Here is a 16,436-nt window from a genome sequence, read left to right as displayed (position 1 = left end):
AAATCAAAATCAATTGTCTCTAGCAAGGGAATGTCAATGGGATCTCTAATCACCAGCAAACCGACAGACAAAGAGGCTTTCAAAGAGCCTTACCTACGATTGACAGATTTTTTTAACTTCAAGCTGGCTTTTAGCGACAACGAAAAAAAGCATTTCTATAAGCTCCGCCACGAAGTGTTTTGCCAAGAACTAAGCTACAAAATGAACATACTGAATGGCGTGGAAAAAGATGATTACGACCATTCTTCCATACATTGCATCATTGAACACAAACACACAGGGATTACCGCCGGAGGGCTGAGAGTCATAACATTAGACAGCAGTCTCGAAAAGGCCGCCTCTAAACTTCCTATTGAAGAGCAGTATAAAAACAAATTACCTGAATTCATAACCGAACTTCCGAGAAAAAATATATGCGAAGCATCTAGGCTAGTAATTTCCAGACGCTTCAGGGAAGGGTTAACATATAATCACGAGCCATTAATCAAGGACGAAAAATCAACGTTCCCCTACTTGATCATTGGGCTATTTCTATCCTCTTACGCGATAGCGGAATTATTCAACAAGCAACATATGTTCGCCATGATGGAGCCAACTCTTCCTCGGTTACTAAGAAAATATGGCTTCAACTTCATAAAAGTAGGCGACCCTATACACTACCATGGCATTAGAGAGCCCTACTACATAGATAACTCAACAGCAAGTAATGGAATGGCCAAAAAACTGCTTCCTTTATATAGAGAAATACACGACCAGCTTAACTGCTCAAAAACAGAGCTTTCTACCACCATTTAGGAAATTAAAGACAACATTCCCGCCCGGTCGAGGTGCGCCCGCATCTCGTCTGTCGCGGCATCACCGTCATGGCTGCGAATGGCATCGAGAATGCGCGCATGCTCCTCCAGCGTGACATGCTCGTTGCCTTTCCAGTGCAATGCCTCGGTGTGAAAATTCGCCAGCCAGTTGAGCATGGCGTTGCTCACTGCGATAAAGATGGCATTGCCGGTCATCTCGGCAATGGCGACATGAAAGGACATGTCGGTCTTGATGAAGGCGCCGACATCGACGTTCAGTTGGGAGCGCTGCATCTCGAGTAATGTTTCGAGTCGCTCGATGTCCTTATCCGTGGCCTTCTGCGCCGCTCGGGCAACCATGCCAAGTTCGAAGAACGCCCTCGCCTCCTTGAGCTGCTCCAGCGATTGCGGTGAGCTCGACAGCATATGCATGGCAGTCAGCTCAATTTGCGAGAGTACACCCGAGGCCGTGGGCATGGTCACTGTGGGCCGCTGCCCATGATGAATACTGACCAGGCCGGCACGCTCCAGAGACTGCATCGCCTCGCGTACCGCCGGCCGCCCGACCCCGAACATCTCCATCAGTTGACGCTCCGACGGCAGGCTATCACCTGGCCGGTAGTCGCCATTGAGCAGCATGGCATATAGCCGATCGAACACCTCGTCAGACAGCTTGCGACGGGAAACCTTCAGGGCATCGCTCATGGAGTGTCTCTGAATTGATATCGGGAGGCAGCTTATCCAAACGCCCCATACATGCGCAGCCACATCATGGCTGCGACCAAAGTCGCGTTTGACAGCGTGGCGTACTTGTCATGTCATCATACCAGTTATATCGAGTTTCTTTCCATCGGCAAGGCAGGACAATAACCATGACACGCATTGCATTGATCGGCGCTGGCGGCAAGATGGGCTTTCGCCTGTCGCGTAACCTGAAGGGCTCGGAATTTACGGTCGATCACGTCGAGGTCAGCGAAGCAGGACGCGGACGCCTAAGCCAGGAGCTGAGTATCGATTGTGTCGACGCCGAGCGAGCCGTTCCCAATGCCGACGTGGTTATCCTGGCTGTGCCAGATACATTGGTCGGAAAGATCTCGCACCAGCTCTCGCCAATGATGGAAAGCGGTACCATGGTTATTACGCTGGATGCGGCGGCCCCCTTCGCCGGCCACCTGCCCGAGCGAGATGACCTGATCTACTTCGTCACTCACCCCTGCCATCCGCCAATCTTCAATGACGAGACGGACCTGGAAGCCAAGAAAGACTACTTCGGTGGCCTCAAGGCTACTCAGCACATTGTCAGTGCCCTGATGCAGGGCCCAGAGGAGAGTTTCGAACTTGGTGAACGCATTGCCCGTACCATCTATGCCCCAGTCGGGCGGTCACACCGAGTCAGCGTCGATGAGATGGCCCTGCTCGAACCGGGACTTTCCGAGACAGTCTGCGCCACACTGCTGGCAGTGATGCGCGAAGCCATGGATGAAGTCGTCGCTCGTGGCGTCTCCCAGCAGTGTGCCCGCGATTTCCTGCTCGGCCATATGAATATCCTTTCTGCTGTCATCTTCGATGAGCAGCCTGGCGCTTTCTCGGATGCCTGCAACAAGGCCATTGAAAATGGCAAGCCAATGCTAATGCGCGACGACTGGAAAAAGGTCTTCGAGCCTGAGGAAATTGCAGAGAGCATCCGCCGCATTACTTGATCGGGGAGGAGTGTCATGAGCGAACGAATCTACGCCACTTACCTTATCGAGACGCCCTACCCAGTCGAGCGCGCGGCCGAGGTGATGGCTGGCGAGCAGTCGTCAGGCACTTTCACTCGACTGGCCAACGAGACTGATGAGCTGCGCGCGAATCATGGCGCCAACGTCGAGCGTATCGAGCATCTCGAATGCGTCGAGACGCCGTCGCTTCCTGTGCGCCCGCCGAAGGGCAGCGACATGCCGCGCTACCAGCGTGCCCGTGTCACGCTGTCATGGCCGATCGCCAACCTCGGGCCGTCTCTGCCCAATCTGCTCTCCACCGTCGCTGGCAACCTGTTCGAGCTCAAGGAATTCTCCGCACTCAAGCTGCTCGACCTGACACTGCCGGATAGCTTCGCCACCGCCTACCCCGGGCCACAATATGCTATCGCCGGCACGCGCAAGCTCACCGGCGTTGAGCAACGCCCGCTGATCGGTACCATCATCAAGCCCAGCGTGGGCCTGTCGCCGGCGCAGACCGCCGAGGTTGTCGAGCAGCTCGTCGAGGGTGGCATCGACTTCATCAAGGATGATGAACTGCAGGCCAACGGGCCGCACAACCCTCTCGAGGCGCGGGTCGATGCAGTCATGCCGATCATCAACGCTCATGCCGAGCGCACCGGGCGCAAGGTGATGTACGCCTTCAACATTACCGGCGATATCGACGAAATGTTACGCCATCACGATTACGTGGCAGCGGCCGGTGGCACTTGCGCCATGGTCGCGCTCAATAGTGTGGGACTGGCTGGCGTGGCGCACCTGCGCAAGCGTTGCCGGCTGGCCCTGCACGGCCATCGTGCCGGCTGGGGCCTATTCAGTCGCTCGCCGCATATCGGCATGAGCTTTATCGCTTACCAGAAATTATGGCGCCTGGCCGGCGTCGATCATATCCACGTCAACGGATTGGCCAACAAGTTCAGCGAGGCCGATGACAGCGTGATCGCCAGCGCCCGTGCCTGCCTGACACCAATGTTTCCGCCCCCCACGCCGGGTTGCGAGGTGATGCCGGTGTTCTCCTCGGGCCAGACGGCGCGGCAAGCGGTAGACACCTACCAGGCGCTGGGTAGCACCGATCTGATTTTCTGTGCCGGCGGCGGCATCATGGCCCACCCCGGCGGCATCGCCAGCGGGGTGAAGAGCTTGCGCCAGGCCTGGGATGCCACCGTTCAGGGCACGACACTGGAGTCCTACGCCGCCGAGCACCACGAACTCGCCCAGGCGCTGGAGGCCTTTCGATGACTGCGAACGAGACGCTCATCACCTATTACGGCGATGACCTCACCGGCTCGACCGACGCGCTGGAAGCCCTGAGCAGTCGAGGCGTCTCGACGGTACTGTTCACAGCGATACCGGATGACGCGCAGCTGGCCCGCTTCGCGGATTGCCGCGCCTTCGGCCTGGCCGGCACCAGCCGCAGCGAGTCGCCAGCGTGGATGCAGGAAAACCTCACACCGGCACTCACCTGGCTGCGCGAGCGCCGGGCCGGAGTGTGCCACTACAAGACCTGCTCAACCTTCGACAGTGCGCCCGGGACCGGCAGCATCGGGTGTGCGCTGGAGATCGGACGTGATCTGTTCGATCAGGCCTGTGTCCCCATTGTGGTCGGCGTGCCACAGATGAAACGCTACACCGCCTTCGGTCACCTGTTCGCGGCATATCGGGGCGATGTGTACCGCATCGACCGGCATCCAGTGATGTCGCGCCACCCGGTAACACCAATGCGCGAAGCCGACCTGCGCCGCCATCTCGCCGAGCAGACCACACTGGACATCGGCCTGGTGGACCTGGCCTCGCTGACTGGCGACGATATCGACAGGCGCATCGATAACTGGCAACGGCAATACCAAGCGCTGCTCTACGACGTGATCGACGAGGCCACCCAGACCAGCGTCGGTCATCAGTTGTGGCGCACGCGCCAGGCCGGCGGTAGCTACGTAGTGGGCTCTTCCGGTGTCGAATACGCGCTGCTCACCGAATGGCGCCGTCAAGGATTGATCGGGCCGGCGCCGACATTCTCGAACCCCGGGGCGGTGGAACGCATTGCCGTAGTCTCGGGTAGCTGCTCGGAAACCACGGCAAGCCAGATACGCTGGGCACAGGGCAATGGCTTCCAAACCATCGCCATCGATGCCGCCCGGCTTGCCGACCCGACGAGCGGCGAAACAGCTCGAAGTGAAGCGCTACAACACGGACTTACGGCCCTGCGCGCCGGCAAGAGCGTGATATTGCATACCGCCCTGGGCCCCGAAGCGGCCGATCCGGCGCTGAATACCGAGCAGGCCCGACACGGCATCGGTCGACGCCTGGGCGAGATCCTGCGCGAGCTGGTCATCGCCGAACGACTGACACGCGTGGTAGTCGCCGGAGGCGACACCTCGAGCCATGCCCTCCAGCAGTTGGGTATTCATGCCTTGACCACACGGCTGCCACTGCCCGAGACACCAGGATCGCCGCTGTGTACGGCCTACAGCGTCGACATGCGTTTCGATGGACTGGAAATCGCCTTCAAGGGCGGCCAGATCGGCAGCGACAGCTATTTCGCCACCATCCGTGACGGTGGCATCCAGCGTTAGCGCATTTCCAGGATGCGTATCAACTCAGGCGCCAGCCGGTCGCCATGGCCTTGCTCGTTGACCTCGCGGTAAAGCGCCTCGATGGCACCGGCCACGCTGTGTGGCGCTTTCACATCTTCGGCCATGGCGTTGTAATAACCGACGTCCTTGAGCGTATTGGCCAGACTGAAGCGGAAACCCGAGGGGTCGTCGGCGGCGATAAACGGACGCAGCCGCTCGAGCACGACGCCTGCGCCACCCCCATTACCCAGCACCTCCAGAAAGACGTCATCGGCGATCCCGGCATGGCGTGCCGCCGCCGAGGCCTCGGCGAGTACCGCAGTGAAGCCCAGCGATACGTAATTGTGCAGCAGTTTAAGCTTGTGTCCCGAGCCTACCGGTCCACCATGCGTGATGTTCTCGGCAAAGTCCTGCAGCAGAGGATAGACATCCCGAAACAGCTCGTCGGAGGCACCGACGATCAGGTTCAGACGGCCTTCGGCGGCTTCCTTGGGGGTACGCGTCATCGCCGCGTCCAGAAACTGACCGCCGGCCGCAGCGACCCGCTCGGCAATCTTCACTGTGGAACTAGGGATCGCTGTGGAGCAATCAATGACGGTGGCTCCGGCGCCCAGCCCCTCGATCACTCCCTGCGAATCGAACAGTACGCTCTCCACCTGTGGCGTACCGGTAACACAGAGAATGACGACTTCCGAGGCTTCGGCGACTTCGCGGGCGGTACGTTTGATCACCGCCCCCTTGTCGATTAAGTCGTCGACCGGTTGATTGCCGGGATGATCGAGAAAACACAGTTCGTGACTGTGGCGCAGCAAGCAGCTGGCGATGCCATGGCCCATCAGGCCGATGCCCACCATGCCGACACGATAGTTTTTGCTCATGCCTGCTCCTCCTCAATGGCTGGCTGGGTTTGCGCATCGCCCGCGGCCAGCGCCTCGGCAATGGCCTGGCCCAATGTCTCGGTTGTGCCGCGGCCCTTCAGGTCCGGCGTGATCACGCTCGCATCTCCCCGCTCCATGACGCGCTCGATGGCGCTGACGATAGCCTTGCCTGCCTCGATTTCGCCCAGGTGTTCAAGCATCATCGCCCCGCACCAGATCTGGCCGATGGGGTTGGCGATGCCCTTGCCCGCGATATCCGGCGCGCTGCCATGGACCGGCTCGAACAGGCTGGGGTATTCCCGGGTCGGGTTGATGTTGCCGGACGGCGCGATACCGATGGTGCCAGTGCACGCCGGCCCCAGGTCGGAGAGGATATCGCCGAACAGGTTGCTGGCCACCACGACATCGAACCAGTCGGGGTGCAACACGAAGTTGGCAGTAAGAATATCGATGTGAAACTGATCGACGCTGACTTCCGGGTAGTTCGCCTTCATCGCCTTGACCCGCTCGTTCCAGTACGGCATCGAGATCGACAGGCCATTGGACTTGGTCGCCGAGGTCAGCTTCTTGCGCGGCCGTGACTGGGCCAGCTCGAAGGCGTACTTGAGCACGCGGTCGACACCGCTACGGGTCATGATGGTTTCCTGCAGCACCACTTCGCGATCGGTGCCTTCGAATACTCTGCCACCCAGGCGTGTGTATTCGCCCTCAGTGTTCTCGCGCACCACCATGAAATCGATGTCGCCCGGCCCCCGCCCCTTGAGCGGGCTCTCGATTCCCGGCATCAGCCGGCACGGGCGCAGGTTGACGTACTGATCGAAGGCACGCCGAAACTTGAGCAGCGAGCCCCACGCCGACACATGGTCGGGCACGGTATCCGGCCAGCCCACCGCACCGAAGAAGATGGCATCGAAGCGGGTCAACGTCTCGTACCAGTCGTCCGGCAACATGTCGCCGTGTTCCATGTAGTAAGCGCAACTAGCGAAATCGAACTGTTCGAACTCTAGCGACAGGTTGAAGCGCTTCGCCGCCGCCTCCAGCACCCGCAGCCCCTCCGGAACGACTTCGAGGCCAATCCCGTCACCCGGCAACACCGCAATCTTGTAGGTCATTGTCGTTATCCTCAGCCGTGCTTGATCGCCACTGTCTTGAGTTGGGTATAACTCTTCAGCCCTTCGAAGCCCTTCTCGCGCCCATGCCCCGAGCGCCCAACACCGCCGAACGGCAGCTCGACGCCACCAGCAGCGCCATAGTTGTTGACGAAGACCTGGCCGCTGCGGATACGCTTGGCCATCCGCAGCTGGCGTCCACCGTCACGGGTCCACACGCCGGCACACAGCCCGAAGTCGGTCGAATTGGCCAGGCGCACGGCATCTTCCTCGCTGTCGAAGCGCTGAACCGCCAGCACAGGACCGAACAGCTCCTCGCGTACCGCGTCATGGCCCTCAGGGATATCGATAAGCAGCTGCGGCACCACGAAGTGGCCCCCGCCGGGTGCCCCTTCCGCCAACTGCCCGGCGGCGGCAACACGGATACCGTCTTCCTTGGCCGCGGCAAGTCGAGCCTCGAGCTTCTCGCGCTGGCGAGCGTTGATCAGCGGGCCGCAATCCGGGTCCTTCTCGCCAGCATCACAGCGCAATGCCGAGAAGCGTTCGGTGAGGCGCGTTATCACCTCCTCGTAGCAGCTCGACTCGACCAGCAGGCGGCTACCTGCCGAACAGGTCTGGCCGGCATTCTGAATGATGCCCCGAACTACCGCGGCCAGCGCGGCGTCGAGGTCGGCATCGGCGAACACCACCTGCGGCGACTTGCCACCCAGTTCCATGGTCACGGGAACGTGATTGGCCGCTGCCGCCTGGGTAACCAGCGTGCCGGTGACCGGCGAGCCGGTGAACGATAAGTGGTTGATGAGCGGATGCGCCGATAATGCCGCTCCCGCCTCGCTACCCAGGCCGGGAATGACATTAAGCACACCGGGCGGCAAGCCACAGCGTGTAGCGATCTGCGCCAGGCGCAGCACACTCAGGCAGGCATCCTCGGCCGGCTTGAGCACCACGGTATTGCCGGCAGCGAGCGCGGCAGCAACACAGCGCCCGAAGATCTGCGCCGGATAGTTCCAGGGGATGATCTGCGCGCAGACACCGAATGGCTCCCGCAGGGTCATCACGGCGAAGTCGTTCTCGAACGGGATCGTCTCACCGTGCAGCTTGTCGGCGGCACCGGCATAGAAACGGAAGTAACGCGCACAGACGGCGATGTCGCCCTTGGCCTGGCTGATCGGTTTGCCGGTATCGGCGCACTCCAACGCGGCCAGCGCCTCGGCATCGGCGTCAATGGCTGTAGCAAAGGCGAACAACCACTCGCCACGCTGGCGGGCCGACCAATGACTCCACTCGCCCAGCTCGCCGTCGAAGGCCTGTCGTGCTGCCCTGACAGCCTCCTCGACGTGTTCCGCCTCGCAGCGGGCAATCTCGGTGAGCCTCTCGCCGGTAGCCGGCGCTTCCACGCGTAGCGTGTGCGGTGTCGTTACCCATTCACCGGCGATCAGCGCCGCACGGGGCGGCATGTCGGGTAGGTCATGCATTGTTATTTTCCTCGCTCAGTAAAGAAGATCGACCAGGCCCAGTGAGATCCAGGGCAGGTAGGTAATCGCCATCAGGCAGGCCAGCACCACCAGCACGAAACGCAGCAACCAGGGGATCAGCTGATCGATGGATAGCTTGGCCACCGCACAGGCGGCAAACAGGTTGACGCCCAACGGCGGCGTGAACATGCCCAAGGCCAGGTTGACGACGACGATCAGGCCGAAGTGCACCGGATCGATGCCGTATTGCACGGCAATGGGCGTGAAGATCGGGGCAAGCACCAGAATGGCGGCGGAAGTCTCGACGAACATGCCCACTACCAGCAGCATCACGTTGACGGCCAGCAGAAACGAGATTGGGCTGTCGAAGACCTGGGTCACCCACGCCGCTACGTCCGAGGGCAGGCCCGAGCGGCTGATCAAAAAGCTGAACAGCGTCGCGGCGGCAATGATCAGCATGATTGTCGTTGTCGAGATCACGCTCTGCTTGAAGATCGGCCAAAGGTCATCGAAGCCCAGTTCGCGGTAGACCAGCCCACCGACGATCAGCGCATAAACCACCGCCACTGCCGACGCCTCGGTGGGTGTAAACACGCCTCCGTAGATTCCGCCGATGACCACCACCGGCATCAGCATGGCCGCCCAGGCACGCCGGAAGGCAACGGGGAAGGCCTGGCGCTCCTCGCGATCGCGCAGACCGTAACCGCGCACCTTGCAGAACAGGTACAAAAACAGCAGAAGCGAGCCACCGATCAGCAGGCCCGGACCAATGCCGGCGATGAACAGGCGCCCTATCGAGGTATCGGTACTGACACCGTAAAGAATCAGCGGTATCGATGGCGGAATCAGCACACCCAGCTCGGCAGACGAGGCCTGGATTGACGCTGCCAGCGGGCGGGGATAGTCGTGGCGTACCATCGCCGGGATCAGGATGGAACCGATGGCAAACGTTGTGGCCACGCTCGACCCGGACACCGCGGCGAACATCATGCAGGTCAGCACACAGGTCATCGCCAGGCCGCCCTGCAGGCCACCGACAATCGACTTGGCGAGATCCACCAGGCGCTGAGAAATGCCCCCGGCGGCCATCAGGTTGCCTGCCAGAATGAAGAATGGAATTGCCATCAGCGGAAAGTTGTCGATACCGACGAACATCTGCTGCGGCACCATCAATAGCGGCAGCCGCGAGAAGAACTCGATGCCGATGATCGAAGCCAGCAGGATGGAAATGGCAATGGGCACGCCCAGGCCGAACAGAATGATCAGCGAGAGTCCGATGGCCAGGTTCATGAGCGGGATCTCCCGGTGAGTCCGGTCGGGGCCGGTGCGGACGATGTCTTAGCGTTGATGGGCGGCGTGTCGTGACGCGGTGCCTGGCTAGCTGGGGCAACCGGGGTATCGTGCTTGCGTTCGGGCAGCGCTTCGGCCTCTGCAGGGCCGATCGGCTCGCGCCGGGTCACTTGGGAGGCGATACGTGCCAGGACTGCCAGCACCGAGAAGGCAGCGCCGACAGGGATGGCTGCGTAGACCCAGGCGATGGATATCTGCATGCCTGACAGCATTTGCGCGCTGACCCGAATCGTCATCAAGGTACCGAAGTAGACCAGTATCCCCAGAACGAGAAGACAGCACAGGGCGACCAGCAACTCGAGCCACACCAGGGCCCGGACCGGCACCAGCTTGTAGATGACCTCGACGGCCATCATGTAGCCACCGCGGAAGCTGGCCGCGGCGCCCAGAAAGACACACCAGATCATCGCCGAGCGCGACATGACTTCGGACCAGGTCGACGGGGCGTCGAAAACGAAGCGCGTCAGCACCTGATAGAAGCCCAGCGTCACCGAGACGATCAGCATCAGCACGGCGGCGACCAGTGCGATACGTGACGTGAATCGCTCGATGCGTAGAAAGAGTTCCAGCATAGCAGTCACCATGTATCGGCCACCCCCGAACCGGGGGTGGCGAGGTTACTAGAGTGCTGTGCTTAGCTACCGGTCAGGCATTCACTGTTGCGAATACGCTCCAACATCTCGCTGCCGTACTGGTCGGTGTAGACCGAGTAGGAAGGCTCGACGGCATCCTGGAACTGCGACTTGTCGATGTCTTCGATCACCGTCAAGCCCTTTTCCTTGAGCTCCTTTACACCCGCGGTTTCGAGACGCGACACCTCGGCGCGGGTCGCCTCGGCGCCTGCCTGGGCAGCCTGCTTGAACCAGCCCTTCTCTTCATCGCTGAGGCTGTCCCAGAGTACCGGCGAGGCCAGCATGATGGCTGGCGAATAGACATGGCCGGTCAGTGACATATGATCCTGAACTTCCCACAGGTTGCTGGTTAGAATCACCGAGACGGGATTTTCCTGACCGTCGACCGTGCCCTGCTGAAGCGCAGTAAACAGTTCAGGGAAGGCCATCGGCGTGGGATGCACATCCATTTCCTTGAAGGCGGCCATGTGCATCTGGTTTTCCATGGTGCGGATCTTCAGGCCCGCGGCATCCTCGGGGGTTTTCACGTCGCGTTTGCTGTTGGTCAGGTGACGGAAACCGTTCTCGGTCCAGGCCAGGCCAACCAGGTTGTTGTTACCGATCTGATCGAGCAGGTCCTGGCCGATCTCGCCATCCAGCACGCAGCGTGCCTGATCGTAATCGGCGAACAGGAACGGCAGATCGAGTACATAGGTCTCGGGTACGAAGTTGCCCAACGGCCCGGTGGAGGTGATGACGGTATCGATAGTGCCGATCTGCAGCCCCTCGATCATGGCACGCTCACCTCCCAGCGCACCGGAAGGATGTTCCTCGACGGTGAACTCGCCACCGCTGAGTTCCTCCAGGGTTTTCTTGAAGGCATCGACGCCCACCGAATAGTGGGAGTTATCGGAAGTGGTATGACCGACCGTGACGGTCTGGGCCGCCTGAGCGCTCACACTGGTGGAAGCCAGAGCGGCGCCGGCGAGTCCGGCGATGGCGGTGTTCAGAGCGGTGCGTGCAAAGCGTGCTGTCATTATTGTTTCCTCTTTCACGTTACGCTTCATGGTGTGGCGGCGCTGCCGCCGGATGAGTCATTGTGTTCTTGTGGCTTGCCTCAGGACGCCTCTCGTTCGGCGACGAAGGTGCGTACGATCTCGTGAAAGTCGCGATCGCCGACGAAGCCAAGGCGCTCGGCTCGCTGCGTCTCGAAGCGCGCCGGCCAGCTAGTGACGATCGCTTCGATCCGCGGGTCGGGCTCGTGGCTCACTCTGGCCAGAGCCTCCTCCCCGCCGACTTCGCGCAGCACCTCAAGCATCGCGGCAACGCTGACGGTCAAGCCCGGCAGCATCACGCTGCGGTATGGCGCCAGCGAATCGCTCGGGAGCGTCGCGGCATGCAGCAACGCCTCGATGACACGCCCCGGTGACATCACGAACAGTTCGAGATCGGTGGGTACCGGGCAGACCGCGGCCTCGCCGTTCAAGGGTTCACGCAGGATGCTGGAGGCAAAGCTGGATGCCGCGGCATTGGGCCGCCCGGGGCGCACCACGATGGTCGGCAGGCGCAGTACGCAGCCATCGACCAGACCCCGGCGGCTGTAATCATTGATGAGCAGTTCACACATCGCCTTCTGGGCGCCGTAGGAACTCTGCGGCGTCAGGGCCGTCATGTCGTCGAGTACCGTCGGCAGCTCGCCACCATAGACAGCAACTGAGCTGGCCATGACCAGGCGCGTTTCGGCGAGGCCGGCCGCGCGGCAGCCTTCCAGCAGGGCACGGGTGGCATCGAAGTTGACAGCCATGCCCAGGTCGAGGTCGGCCTCGGCCGCCGCACTGACTACGGCAGCGAGGTGATAGATGACCTCGGGGCGTTCGCCGAGCAGGCTATCCAGCGCACCGGCTCGGGTGATGTCCATGGCCCGACAATCGAGTGTGATGTCATCGTGCGCCGGCGGTACCGGCGCGATCTGATCAACCAGCGTCAGACGCGTCAGAGCCCTGCCATTGAGCTCGCCGCGGTCGAGCAAGGCGGCCGTCAATCGTTGGCCGAGGAAGCCGGCAGCACCGGTAATCAATACGTGCATCATCCATCCTTATCGTTGTCGTCACGCGCTTTTGTTGATCAGGCCTGCAGCCCGTAGGCCGTGCCCCACCTCAAGCCGGCAGCGGTTTCCGCCGCTGGCTTGTACTCGCAGCCCACCCAGCCGTCGTACCCCAGCTCCGCCAGGCGCTCGAGCACCGCCGGATAGTTCACCTCGCCAACATCCGGCTCATGACGTCCCGGCACGCCGGCGATCTGCACATGCCCCATATAAGGAAACTGCGCCTCGAGATTGGCGAACAGGTTCCCCTCGGTCATCTGGCAGTGATAAAGGTCGAATTGAATGCGCAGGTTGTCGGCGCCGACCCGTTCCAGCACCTCACGGGCCTGGGCCTGTCGATTCAGGAAAAAACCCGGCATGTCGTGGGTGTTGATGGGCTCGATGAGTAGGGTACGTCCAGCCCGGGCCAGTTCCGACGCGGCATGGCGCAGATTGTCGATGTAGGTGGCCAGGTGCGCCTCGCGAGTGGCCTCGTCGGCATCCGCCGGCAATAACCCGGCCATGGCGTGCAGACTCGGGCAGTCGAGTGCCTCGGCATAGCGCAGCGCCTCGCTCACACTGTCGCGGAATTCGGATTCACGTCCCGGCAGGCTGGCCAGGCCGCGTTCCCCCGCCTCCCAGTTGCCCGGCGGCAGGTTGAACAACACCTGCGTCAACCCGTTATCGTCGAGGGCAGCACGCAGCTCTCGCGGCTCGTAGGCGTAGGGAAACAGATACTCGACACCGCGGAACCCGGCCTTCGCCGCCACCGCAAAGCGATCGAGAAAGTCATGCTCGGTGAACAGCATGCTGAGGTTGGCGGCCAGTCGGATCATGGGTGTCCTCATAGAGTCGTTGGCGACTTGTCATATCAGTCGCGGGGAAAGCGCGCTTCGAGTTCGGCCACTTGCTCCGGCGTCAGGCAGCGCGGGTTCTGGCCACGCAAGAGCAGAAACAGCTTGGCGGTTTCCTCGAGCTCTTCGGTGGCGTACACCGCTGCCTCCAGCGACTTGCCCGCCACCACCGGGCCGTGGTTAGCCAGCAGCACGGCGCTGTGCCGGCCGGCCAGGCCTTTTACCGCATCGCCCAGTGCGGTGTCGCCGGGCAGATGGTACGGCACCAGCGGCAGTCGCCCGACACGCATCACGTAGTAGGCGGTCAGTGGCGGGATGCAATCATGGGAGTCGATATCCGGCAGGCACGACACCGCCACCGAATGGGTCGAGTGCAGATGCACGATGGCCTGCGACTGCTGGCGCTCGGCATACATTGCCATGTGCAGAAAGCTTTCCTTGGTCGGCTTGTCGCCGTCGAGCAGGCGTCCATCTCGATCGAGACGCGAGATGCGCGCCGGGTCGAGCCGACCCAGGCAGGCGTTGGAGGGCGTCATCAGCCAGCCACCATCGTCAAGACGTACGCTGATGTTGCCGCTCGATCCCATGGTCAGGCCACGGTCGAACAACGACTTGCCATGGGTGGTTATCTGCTCACGCAGAAGATTGTCGTGACGGCTCATGACGGTCGCTCCCCACGCAGTGTCTCGAAAGCCCGAGTGAAGAAATCGACGCCTCCGAAATTGCCTGACTTCAGGGCCAGCGATAACGGCGCCTCGCGACCGGCTACCTGGGTCTGTGTCCAAGGTACGCCAGGATCGATCTGCTCGCCGATACGCAGTTCGGCCACGCCCAATGCCGAGACCACTGCGCCGGAAGTTTCACCACCGGCAACCACCAGTCGCCCTACGCCTTCACCCACCAGCGCCTGCGCCAGGCGTGCCAGGGCCCGCTCGACCAGTTCACCGGCCTGGGCCGCCCCGAGGCGTCGCTGCGCTTCCTTGACACGCTCGGGCGCAGCCGAGGCATAGATCAGTACCGGCGTCGTCTCGCTCAGGCGCTCGTGGGCAAAAGCCAGTGCCTCCTCGACTTGGGCATCGCTCTCGGCCAGCGCCAGAGGATCGAGCGCAAAGCCTTCGTGGAAACGCAGAAAATGCTCGACCTGGCCCAGCGTGGCCTGCGAGCAGCTTCCCGACAGTACCAGGGACGCTCCGTTCGGCACGGCTAATTGGCCCGCATTATCGACCGGCGCCAGCCAGCCGCGCTGACGATAGACTTCGGGCAGAGTCTGACCCAGCCCGGAACCGCCGGTGACCAGTGCCAAGTCGGCCACCGACTCGGCAAGAACGTTCAGATCGTTTTCATCGAGAGTGTCACAGATCACGTGGCGGACGCCGTCGCGATGCAGTTCGGCCAGGCGTACCTTGGCAGCATCGCCCCCCTGGGTCAGGGTGGCATGCGTCAGCAGGCCAACGGGATGAGGCGTCTGTTGCGCCAACACGCGCACCAGGTCGGCGTCACGCATCGGGTTGAGTGGGTGGTGCTGCATGCCGCTGTCGTTGAGCAGCCGGTCGCCAACAAACAGGTGGCCTTGGTAGACCGTGCGCCCGTTGACCGGAAATGCCGGCACCATCACTGTTTGCTCCGCTCCCAAGCGCTCCAGCAACGCATCGGCCACCGGCCCGATGTTTCCGCGCGGCGTGGAGTCGAACGTGGAGCAATACTTGAAAAAAACCTGCCGCGCGCCCTGCGCCTGCAACCATTCCAGTGCCGAGAGCGAATCGCTCACGGCCTCCTCCACCGGACAGGAGCGCGACTTGAGTGCGACTACCACCGCATCGACATCGTCGGCATCAAGGGCGTGATCGGGCACGCCAATGGTCTGGATGCAACGCATGCCGGCCCGCACCAGATTGTTGGCCAGATCGGTGGCGCCAGTGAAATCGTCGGCGATGGCGCCGAGAACCAGGCTCATGTGCCACCCTCCGCATCGTTGGCTGCCGGTAGAGCAATGCCCGACAGACGCTGGTATACCTTGATGACCGCCGCATCATCCTCGCGCCCGAACCCGGCGCCGCTGGCTGCGGTGAATTGCTGTAACGCGCTGGCCGCAACCGGGGTGGGAAAGGTCAACTCGCGCCCGGTCTGGTGCACGATATTGAGATCCTTGACGAAGATATCCACGGCGGAAAGCGGCGTGTAATCGCCTTTGAGAATATGCGGTACGCGATTCTCGAACATCCAGGAATTGCCGGCGGAATGGGTGATCACGTCGTAGAGCGTGTCGGGATCGATACCCATGCGGACACCCAGCGCCATGGCCTCGGCGGCCGCCGCAATATGTACACCAGCCAGCAATTGATTGACCAGTTTGACGCTGGAGCCCGCCCCCGGGGCATCGCCCAGCCGATAAACGGTCTCGGCCATCGCATCGAGCACCGGCCTGGCCTTGTCGTAGGCCGCATCGCTTCCCGAAGACATAACCGACAACCGCCCTTGGCGCGCCTTCGCGGCGCCGCCGCTGATCGGGGCATCAAGCATCAACAGCCCGGTGGCGTCTAGCCGTTTTCCCAGGGCCATGGCATAGCTCGGCGCCACCGTGGCGCACTGCACGACCAGGCTGCCCGGCGCTAGCCGATCCGCCAGTCCCGCCTCGCCGAACAATACATGCTCGACCTGCTCGTCATTGACCACCACTACCAATACGACGCCACAGCGCCCTGCCAACTCGGCTGGCGTAGCCACGCTGATGCCGCCGCGGGATTCGAAGGCCTCACGGGCCGAGTCGCTGATATCACAACCGATCACCGCCAACCCGGCCTCGTGCAGGGCCGTGGCCGTGCCCAGCCCCATGGCTCCCAAGCCTATTACCCCTACCGTCTCGGTGTGCGGCGTGCGCTCAATCATCTGGCGGACTCCCCTGTTGTCATGTTGTGGCGGGATCGAATGTTAGCGCTAACATTTGTTTTAGATTACCCTCTCCTGACACGC

At 61.7% G+C, this 16,436-nt stretch carries 16 protein-coding genes; 4 read left to right on the top strand and 12 right to left on the bottom strand.

Features of this window, described 5'->3' with window-relative positions:
• Positions 1 to 36: 36 nt before the first annotated feature.
• Positions 37 to 795, top strand: coding sequence for a PEP-CTERM/exosortase system-associated acyltransferase (locus F568_RS0113885; protein ID WP_019019347.1), 759 nt, complete (start codon positions 37 to 39; stop codon positions 793 to 795).
• Here F568_RS0113885 and nanR read toward each other — a convergent pair.
• A complete protein-coding gene (nanR, locus tag F568_RS0113880; RefSeq protein WP_019019346.1) occupies positions 792 to 1,499 on the bottom strand; it encodes a transcriptional regulator NanR in 708 nt (235 codons plus the stop codon). The genes F568_RS0113885 and nanR overlap by 4 nt on opposite strands.
• A 167-nt stretch (positions 1,500 to 1,666) precedes the next feature.
• Here nanR and F568_RS0113870 point away from each other — a divergent pair, with 167 nt between their 5' ends.
• The 3 genes from F568_RS0113870 to F568_RS0113860 are packed head-to-tail and all read left to right on the top strand — an operon-like array spanning position 1,667 to position 5,106.
• A complete protein-coding gene (locus tag F568_RS0113870; protein ID WP_019019344.1) occupies positions 1,667 to 2,494 on the top strand; it encodes a phosphogluconate dehydrogenase C-terminal domain-containing protein in 828 nt (275 codons plus the stop codon).
• Between the two features lie 15 nt (positions 2,495 to 2,509).
• Positions 2,510 to 3,772 (top strand): ribulose-bisphosphate carboxylase large subunit family protein, encoded by a 1,263-nt coding sequence (locus F568_RS0113865; RefSeq protein ID WP_019019343.1) that lies wholly within the window; start codon positions 2,510 to 2,512, stop codon positions 3,770 to 3,772.
• Entirely contained in the window at positions 3,769 to 5,106 is a 1,338-nt protein-coding gene (locus F568_RS0113860) for a four-carbon acid sugar kinase family protein (protein ID WP_019019342.1), read from the top strand. Before F568_RS0113865 ends, F568_RS0113860 begins: the two co-directional genes overlap by 4 nt.
• Here F568_RS0113860 and F568_RS0113855 read toward each other — a convergent pair.
• The 11 genes from F568_RS0113855 to ltnD all read right to left on the bottom strand — a co-directional run bounded on the left by F568_RS0113855 (position 5,103) and on the right by ltnD (position 16,352).
• On the bottom strand, positions 5,103 to 5,984 hold the full coding sequence (locus F568_RS0113855; RefSeq protein ID WP_019019341.1) for an NAD(P)-dependent oxidoreductase: 882 nt from the start codon (positions 5,982 to 5,984) through the stop codon (positions 5,103 to 5,105). The two genes, F568_RS0113860 and F568_RS0113855, sit on opposite strands and share 4 nt — an antisense overlap.
• Positions 5,981 to 7,096 carry a tartrate dehydrogenase gene (locus tag F568_RS22915; protein WP_019019340.1) on the bottom strand — a complete coding sequence of 372 codons (1,116 nt, stop codon included), beginning with the start codon at positions 7,094 to 7,096 and terminating at the stop codon, positions 5,981 to 5,983. Before F568_RS22915 ends, F568_RS0113855 begins: the two co-directional genes overlap by 4 nt.
• Before the next feature lie 11 nt (positions 7,097 to 7,107).
• Positions 7,108 to 8,568: an aldehyde dehydrogenase family protein gene (locus F568_RS0113845; protein ID WP_019019339.1), complete on the bottom strand. Its 1,461-nt coding sequence runs from the start codon at positions 8,566 to 8,568 to the stop codon at positions 7,108 to 7,110.
• 15 nt (positions 8,569 to 8,583) lie between these two features.
• On the bottom strand, positions 8,584 to 9,858 hold the full coding sequence (locus tag F568_RS0113840) for a TRAP transporter large permease (protein WP_019019338.1): 1,275 nt from the start codon (positions 9,856 to 9,858) through the stop codon (positions 8,584 to 8,586).
• Entirely contained in the window at positions 9,855 to 10,502 is a 648-nt protein-coding gene (locus tag F568_RS0113835; RefSeq protein WP_229804174.1) for a TRAP transporter small permease, read from the bottom strand. The genes F568_RS0113840 and F568_RS0113835 overlap by 4 nt, the downstream gene beginning before the upstream one ends.
• Before the next feature lie 50 nt (positions 10,503 to 10,552).
• Complete coding sequence (locus F568_RS0113830) at positions 10,553 to 11,566, bottom strand: TRAP transporter substrate-binding protein (protein ID WP_019019336.1); 1,014 nt, start codon at positions 11,564 to 11,566, stop codon at positions 10,553 to 10,555.
• Positions 11,567 to 11,646: 80 nt separating this feature from the next.
• Complete coding sequence (denD, locus tag F568_RS0113825; RefSeq protein ID WP_019019335.1) at positions 11,647 to 12,615, bottom strand: D-erythronate dehydrogenase; 969 nt, start codon at positions 12,613 to 12,615, stop codon at positions 11,647 to 11,649.
• Between the two features lie 38 nt (positions 12,616 to 12,653).
• Positions 12,654 to 13,448 (bottom strand): 2-oxo-tetronate isomerase, encoded by a 795-nt coding sequence (gene otnI / locus F568_RS0113820; protein WP_019019334.1) that lies wholly within the window; start codon positions 13,446 to 13,448, stop codon positions 12,654 to 12,656.
• Between the two features lie 35 nt (positions 13,449 to 13,483).
• A complete protein-coding gene (gene otnC, locus F568_RS0113815; protein WP_019019333.1) occupies positions 13,484 to 14,128 on the bottom strand; it encodes a 3-oxo-tetronate 4-phosphate decarboxylase in 645 nt (214 codons plus the stop codon).
• Complete coding sequence (gene otnK, locus F568_RS0113810; RefSeq protein WP_019019332.1) at positions 14,125 to 15,420, bottom strand: 3-oxo-tetronate kinase; 1,296 nt, start codon at positions 15,418 to 15,420, stop codon at positions 14,125 to 14,127. Before otnK ends, otnC begins: the two co-directional genes overlap by 4 nt.
• The gene (gene ltnD / locus F568_RS0113805; RefSeq protein WP_019019331.1) at positions 15,417 to 16,352 is read right to left on the bottom strand and encodes an L-threonate dehydrogenase; all 936 of its coding nucleotides are present in this window, start codon (positions 16,350 to 16,352) and stop codon (positions 15,417 to 15,419) included. Before ltnD ends, otnK begins: the two co-directional genes overlap by 4 nt.
• Between the last annotated feature and the right edge of the window lie 84 nt (positions 16,353 to 16,436).

It is taken from the genome of Modicisalibacter luteus DSM 23508 (assembly GCF_000378505.1).
Taxonomy (GTDB): domain Bacteria; phylum Pseudomonadota; class Gammaproteobacteria; order Pseudomonadales; family Halomonadaceae; genus Modicisalibacter; species Modicisalibacter luteus.
Note: the sequence above shows the minus strand (reverse complement) of the source record. Positions and strands in the feature narration are given on the sequence as shown.